The sequence below is a fragment of the Streptomyces sp. NPDC002130 genome (assembly GCF_040296465.1).
GTDB lineage: Bacteria > Actinomycetota > Actinomycetes > Streptomycetales > Streptomycetaceae > Streptomyces.
Genome location: NZ_JBEOXI010000388.1, coordinates 1 through 5,280, shown reverse-complemented (window position 1 = coordinate 5,280; position 5,280 = coordinate 1). Strand labels below are relative to the sequence as shown.

6 protein-coding genes are annotated in these 5,280 nt (G+C 70.2%); all 6 read right to left on the bottom strand.

The window, feature by feature from the left end; all coding sequences use genetic code 11:
• Nucleotides 1-688, bottom strand: a 688-nt coding sequence (locus ABT116_RS39170; protein WP_351644435.1) for a transporter substrate-binding domain-containing protein, incomplete at its 3' end; no start/stop codon positions are given.
• Nucleotides 689-722: 34 nt separating this feature from the next.
• The gene (locus tag ABT116_RS39165) at nucleotides 723-1,487 is read right to left on the bottom strand and encodes an amino acid ABC transporter ATP-binding protein (protein ID WP_351644432.1); all 765 of its coding nucleotides are present in this window, start codon (nucleotides 1,485-1,487) and stop codon (nucleotides 723-725) included.
• Nucleotides 1,484-2,425 carry an amino acid ABC transporter permease gene (locus ABT116_RS39160; protein ID WP_351644429.1) on the bottom strand — a complete coding sequence of 314 codons (942 nt, stop codon included), beginning with the start codon at nucleotides 2,423-2,425 and terminating at the stop codon, nucleotides 1,484-1,486. The genes ABT116_RS39165 and ABT116_RS39160 overlap by 4 nt, the downstream gene beginning before the upstream one ends.
• Before the next feature lie 4 nt (nucleotides 2,426-2,429).
• Nucleotides 2,430-3,374 (bottom strand): ABC transporter substrate-binding protein, encoded by a 945-nt coding sequence (locus ABT116_RS39155; RefSeq protein ID WP_351644426.1) that lies wholly within the window; start codon nucleotides 3,372-3,374, stop codon nucleotides 2,430-2,432.
• Entirely contained in the window at nucleotides 3,371-3,868 is a 498-nt protein-coding gene (locus ABT116_RS39150; protein WP_351644424.1) for a GNAT family N-acetyltransferase, read from the bottom strand. The genes ABT116_RS39155 and ABT116_RS39150 overlap by 4 nt, the downstream gene beginning before the upstream one ends.
• Nucleotides 3,865-5,025: an LLM class flavin-dependent oxidoreductase gene (locus tag ABT116_RS39145; RefSeq protein WP_351644421.1), complete on the bottom strand. Its 1,161-nt coding sequence runs from the start codon at nucleotides 5,023-5,025 to the stop codon at nucleotides 3,865-3,867. Before ABT116_RS39145 ends, ABT116_RS39150 begins: the two co-directional genes overlap by 4 nt.
• Nucleotides 5,026-5,280 lie beyond the last annotated feature (255 nt).

Below are 5,280 nucleotides of genomic sequence, written 5' to 3'. Positions count from 1 at the left end.
CGAGGTAGGTGTCGCTGTCGTTCTGGTAGTACTTGATGTCCACCGGCTTGCGGCCGGCCTTCTCGTTCTCCTTGGACCACTCGACCAGCAGCTTCTCCTGGTTGGTGCCGCTGCCGACGGCGACGGTCCGGCCCGCCACGTCCTCGGGCCCGTCGATCTTCAGGCCGCTGCCCTTCTTCGCCTCGAAGGCCAGGTTGTCCTCGCGGTAGGTGGCGAAGTCGTACTTCTCCTTGCGTTCCTCGGTGACGGTGATGTTGCTGAGGCCGACGTCGTACTTGCCGCTGTCCAGGCCGACGAAGATGTTCTCCCAGGACACCGTGTTGAGGTGCGGCTCGAGGCCGAGGACGTCGGCGACCAGGTGGGCGAGGTCGGGCTCCACGCCGATGACGGTCCTGTTGTCCGTGGCGTGGAAGGTCAGGGGTGCCGCGGAGCCGGAGGAGCCGACGATCTCCAGTGTGCCTCTCTTACGGATCTTCTCGGGAACCTCGGCGGCTATGGAGTCCACCTTGGAGGTGGTGACGCGGTTCTGGTCGGGGCTGATGTTGATCCTCGTCTTCTCGCCGGTCGTGGCCGCGACCTCGATGGTGCCGCCGTCGGTGGGGTTGGCGCAGCCGGCGAGGACGAGAGCGCCGGCGAGTCCGAGCGCTGCTGCGGCGGTGGTACGGCGGGTGACGACGGTGGTGGCCATGGCGATGCTCCTCGCGTGAGGGTCGGGCGGGTGGTCAGAGGACCTTGGAGAGGAAGGCGCGGGTGCGCTCGTGCCGCGGTGCGTCCAGCACGGCCGAGGGTGATCCCTGCTCCACGACGACTCCGGCGTCCATGAACACCACGGTGTCGGCGACCTCGCGGGCGAAGCCGATCTCGTGGGTCACGACGATCATGGTGGTGCCGGTGCGGGCCAGGTCCTTGATGACGTCGAGGACCTCGCCGACCAGCTCCGGGTCGAGCGCCGAGGTGGGTTCGTCGAACAGCAGCACCTTGGGTTCGAGGGCGAGCGCCCGGGCGATGGCTACGCGCTGTTGCTGACCGCCGGACAGCTGCCGCGGATAGGCGTCGGCCTTGTCGGCGAGACCGACCCGGTCGAGAAGCCGGCGGGCGCTCTCCTCGGCCTCCTTGCGCGGGCGGCGCCGAGCGGAGACCGGGGCCTCGACGAGGTTCTGCAGGACGGTGAGGTGCGGGAAGAGGTTGAAGTTCTGGAAGACGAACCCGATGTTCGTCCGCTGCTTCAGGACGTCCCGCTCCCTCAGCTCGTGCAGCTTGTTCCCGGACCGCCGGTAGCCGATGAGTTCACCGTCGATGCTGACCCAGCCGCGGCTGACCTTCTCCAGGTGGTTGATGGTGCGCAGCAGCGTGGACTTCCCGGAGCCCGAGGGGCCGAGGACAACGGTGACCTCGCCGGCCCGGACCTGCAGGTCGACGCCGCGCAGCACCTCCAGCGGGCCGAAGCTCTTGTGGACGCCGTGGACCTCGACCATGACGGCACTCATGCGCTCTCCTTGGTGATGGACGTGACGAACCGGCGCGTGCGCTGGAGGGGGGTGGGTGGCGGGGTGCGGTCGGCGCCGCGGGCGTAGCGGCGCTCCACGTAGTACTGGGCGACCGACAGCAGCGAGGTGAGGACGACGTACCAGGCGGTGGCGACCAGCAGCAGCGGGATCACCCGGCCGTTGCGGCCGTAGATCACCTGCACTTGGTAGAACAGCTCGCCGATGGACATGACGTAGACCACCGAGGTGCCCTTGAGCAGGCCGATGATCTCGTTGCCGGCGGTGGGCAGGATGGCGCGCATGGCCTGCGGGAGGACGATCCGGCGGATCTGCCGGAGCCTGGGGATGCCGAGCGCCGCCGCCGCCTCCAGCTGTCCCTGGTCGACGGCGATGACACCGCCGCGGACGATCTCGGCGGCGTAGGCGGCCTGGTGCAGGGTCAGTCCGATGACGGCGGCGCCGATGGTGCCGATCAGGGTGTTGCTGTCGACGGACCAGAACACCGGCCCGAAGGGGATGCCGACGCCCAGCTCCTTGTACAGGGCGCTGAGGTTGAACCAGAACACCAGCTGGACGATCATCGGGATGGACCGGAAGACCCAGATGTAGGTCCAGGCGACGGTCGAGAGCACCGGGCTGCGCGACAGGCGCATGAAGGCGAGCACCGTGCCCAGGAGGAAGCCGAGTACGGTGGCGTAGGCGGTGAGCTGGAGGGTCACCCACACCGCCTGGACGATCGTCTCGGAGAGGACGTAGTCGCTGAATACGCTCCACTCCCAGACGGGGTTGGTGACCAGGCCGTGGGCGAACTGCGCGACCAGGACGACCACGGCCGCGCCGGCGGCCCAGCGGGCGTAGTGGGGGGTGGGTACGACTTTCAGGTCTTCGGGGTGCCCGGCCAGTCGTGCGGCCGGTTCTGTGATCGTGTCGCTGCTCATCGGGTCACCTGTGCTCGGGCGGGTTGATCCGCGACGCGTCGATCGCGGAGGCGGAGGTGCCCCACTTCTTGAGAATCCGGGCGTACGTGCCGTTCTTGATCAGTTCGTCGACGGCGGCCCGGAACGCCTTGGTGAGCGGGGAGCCCTTCTTGAAGGCGAAGCCGACATCGAGGCGGTGGTACTCGCCGAGGAACGTGGTCTGCGCCGCGGGCTGGGCGGCCTGGTAGCGCAGGCCGTTGATGGTCGACATGATCACGTCGATGCGGCCCTGCTGGAGCGCGGTGAGCGTCGCTCCGTTCTCGGAGTAGACCTTCACGTCGTAGGGCTTCCTGCCTGCCTCGGCGCAGATGTCCTTCTGCGCGGCGAGGGTCGACTCGAAGGTGGTTCCGGCGCCGGTGCCGATGGTCAGGCCGCACAGCTGGGTCAGGTCGGTGACCTTCTTCTTGACGGCGGTGCTGCCCTTCTTCACGGCGAAGCCCTGGCCGTCGTCGATGTAGGTGACGAAGTCGACGGTTTTCAGGCGCTGGGTGGTGACGCCGAAGTTGCCGGTGCCCACGTCGTACTTGCCGCTGCCGAGGGCGGGCAGGATCGTCTCGAAGGAGGCGTCCTGACGGTCGAGTCCGACGCCGAGGACCTTGGCGACGGCGTCGGCGATGTCGATGTCCTGGCCCGCGGGCGCCTTGCCGGGACCGTTCGGGTAGTAGGCGCCGGGCGGGAAGCCGACGGAGCTGCCGATGCGCAGCGTGCCCGACGCGCGGACGTCGGCGGGCAGCAGGGCGGCGACGGAGTTCACCGTGCGGACGGTGGCGACCGGGTCGTCGGTGGGGGCGGGGGACGCCTGGGCGCCCGCCGGTGCGGCGCCGGGGGTGACACCGGAGCCGCAGGCGGTGAGGGCCAGGGCGGGCAGCAGCACGAGGGCGGCTGTGCTGCGCAGACGGGTTCTGTTCACTGCTCGGGGACCTCTCGCAGGTGTTTCTCGAACGGCAGCGGGCCGATGGTCTCCGGGTCTGCCTCGGTGTCGAACAGGGGTGTGTAGCCGGTGGCCAGGTACAGGCCGCGGGCTTCGGGCTGGCGCGGGCCGGTGGTGAGGTGGACGCGCCGGTATCCGCGGCCCGCCGCCTCGCGTTCCAGCTCGGCGACGACGCGCCGGGCGAGGCCGCGGCGGCGGTGGGCGGAGTGGGTCCAGATCCGTTTCAGTTCGGCCGTGGCCGCGTCGTACCGGCGGAAGGCGCCGCCCGCGACGGGCTCGCCGCGTTCCAGCAGCAGCAGGAGCAGACCGCCGTGCGGTGGGGTGAACTCCTCGTCGGGGTAGCGGGAGATCTCGGCGTGCGCGTCCCTGCCGTAGCGTTTGGAGTACTCGTCGCCGAGTTCACGCAGCAGCGGCGCGACCCGCGGGTCGGAGACGGGTACCTGAATGACCGTCAGTTCCGGTGCGGAGGTCATCCGTTCACCGTCGCGAGGTGCTGCGCGTCGTGGGCCGTTCGCTCGGCGTCGTGCCCGGCGGCGCGCTTGGCGTCGCGCTTGGCGACCTCCTCGCGGACGATCGGGATCACGTGCCGGCCGAAGTCGATGGCGTCGCCGAGCAGGTCGTAGCCGCGGGCGGAGAGGATGTCCACGCCGAGGTCGTAGTAGTCCAGGAGTGCCTGGGCGACCGTCTCCGGGGTGCCGACCAGGGCGTTGGAGTTGCCCGCGCCACCGGTCGCGGCGGCGGTCGGGGTCCACAGGGCGCGGTCGTAGCGCTCCCCCGCCTCGGCGATGGCGATCAGTCGCTGGGAGCCGGTGTTCTGCGGCTGCGCGGAGCCGTTGTGGCGCTTGGTGATCGCCTCGCCGCGCTCCCTGCGGGCCTTGATCAAGCCGACCGTGCGGTGGGCCTTCTCCCAGGCCAGTTCCTCGGTCGGGGCGATGATCGGCCGGAACGCGGCCTGTATGCGCGGCACAGCGGTGCGGCCCGCGGCCTGTGCGGCGGCCTTCACCCTCTCGATCTGCTCGGCGGTCTTCTCCAGGGGCTCTCCCCACAGGCAGTAGATGTCGGCCTCGGCACCGCCGGCGGCGTACGCGGCGGGCGAGGAGCCGCCGAACGACACGTTGGGGCGCGGCTGCTGGACCGGGAAGACGTCGCTGACGAAGTCGTGGAAGCGGTAGTGCTCGCCCTCGTGGTCGAACGGCTCGTGCGTGGTCCAGATCTTCTTGACGATCCCGATGTACTCGCGGGTGCGGGCGTAGCGCTCGTCCTTGGTGAGGGTGTCGCCCTCGCGACCCTGTTCCCGGTCGTTGCCGCCGGTGATGAAGTGCACGGTCAGGCGGCCCTCGCTGATCTGGTCGAGGGTGGCGAAGGTCTTCGCGGCGAACGTCGGGTACGAGACGTTGGGCCGGTGGGCGAGGAGGATCTGGAGCCGGTCCAGCCTGCTCGCGATGTACGCGGCGGCCGGTGCCGGGTCCGGCGATCCGGAGCCGTAGGCGAACAGGACCCGGTCCCAGCCGTGTTCCTCGTGGGCCCGGGCGAGCCGGAGCGTGTAGTCCTTGTCGAAGGCGGCGCCGGAGCGCGGGGTGGTTTCGGATCCGTCGTGGGTGGCGGCGATGCCGAGGAACTCCACGGGCATGGGTTCTGGCCTTTCCTCAAGTCGTCCGGCGCCGTGCCGGGACAGCGCCGGGGCACGGCGGGGCGGCCCGCGGCACGGTCGGGGTGCGACGGCGCTTCAGGGCGTGGCGAACGGGGTGGTGAAGGAGGTGGCGAAGGGGGGTGATGGCGCCGGGGCCTGGGCCCTGGGCAGGGTGGAGCGGCGGCAGCGCGTGTCAGGGGAGAGACTCGGCCCGCGACGGGGGCAACAGCGTGGAAACGGGATGCCACGCCGGCG

Excerpts from the sequence above, each read along its gene's own strand:
- ABT116_RS39165 (WP_351644432.1), bottom strand. The coding sequence starts at position 1,487 with ATGAGTGCCGTCATGGTCGAGGTCCACGGCGTCCACAAGAGCTTCGGC.
- ABT116_RS39160 (WP_351644429.1), bottom strand. The coding sequence starts at position 2,425 with ATGAGCAGCGACACGATCACAGAACCGGCCGCACGACTGGCCGGGCAC.
- ABT116_RS39150 (WP_351644424.1), bottom strand. The coding sequence starts at position 3,868 with ATGACCTCCGCACCGGAACTGACGGTCATTCAGGTACCCGTCTCCGAC.
- ABT116_RS39145 (WP_351644421.1), bottom strand. The coding sequence starts at position 5,025 with ATGCCCGTGGAGTTCCTCGGCATCGCCGCCACCCACGACGGATCCGAA.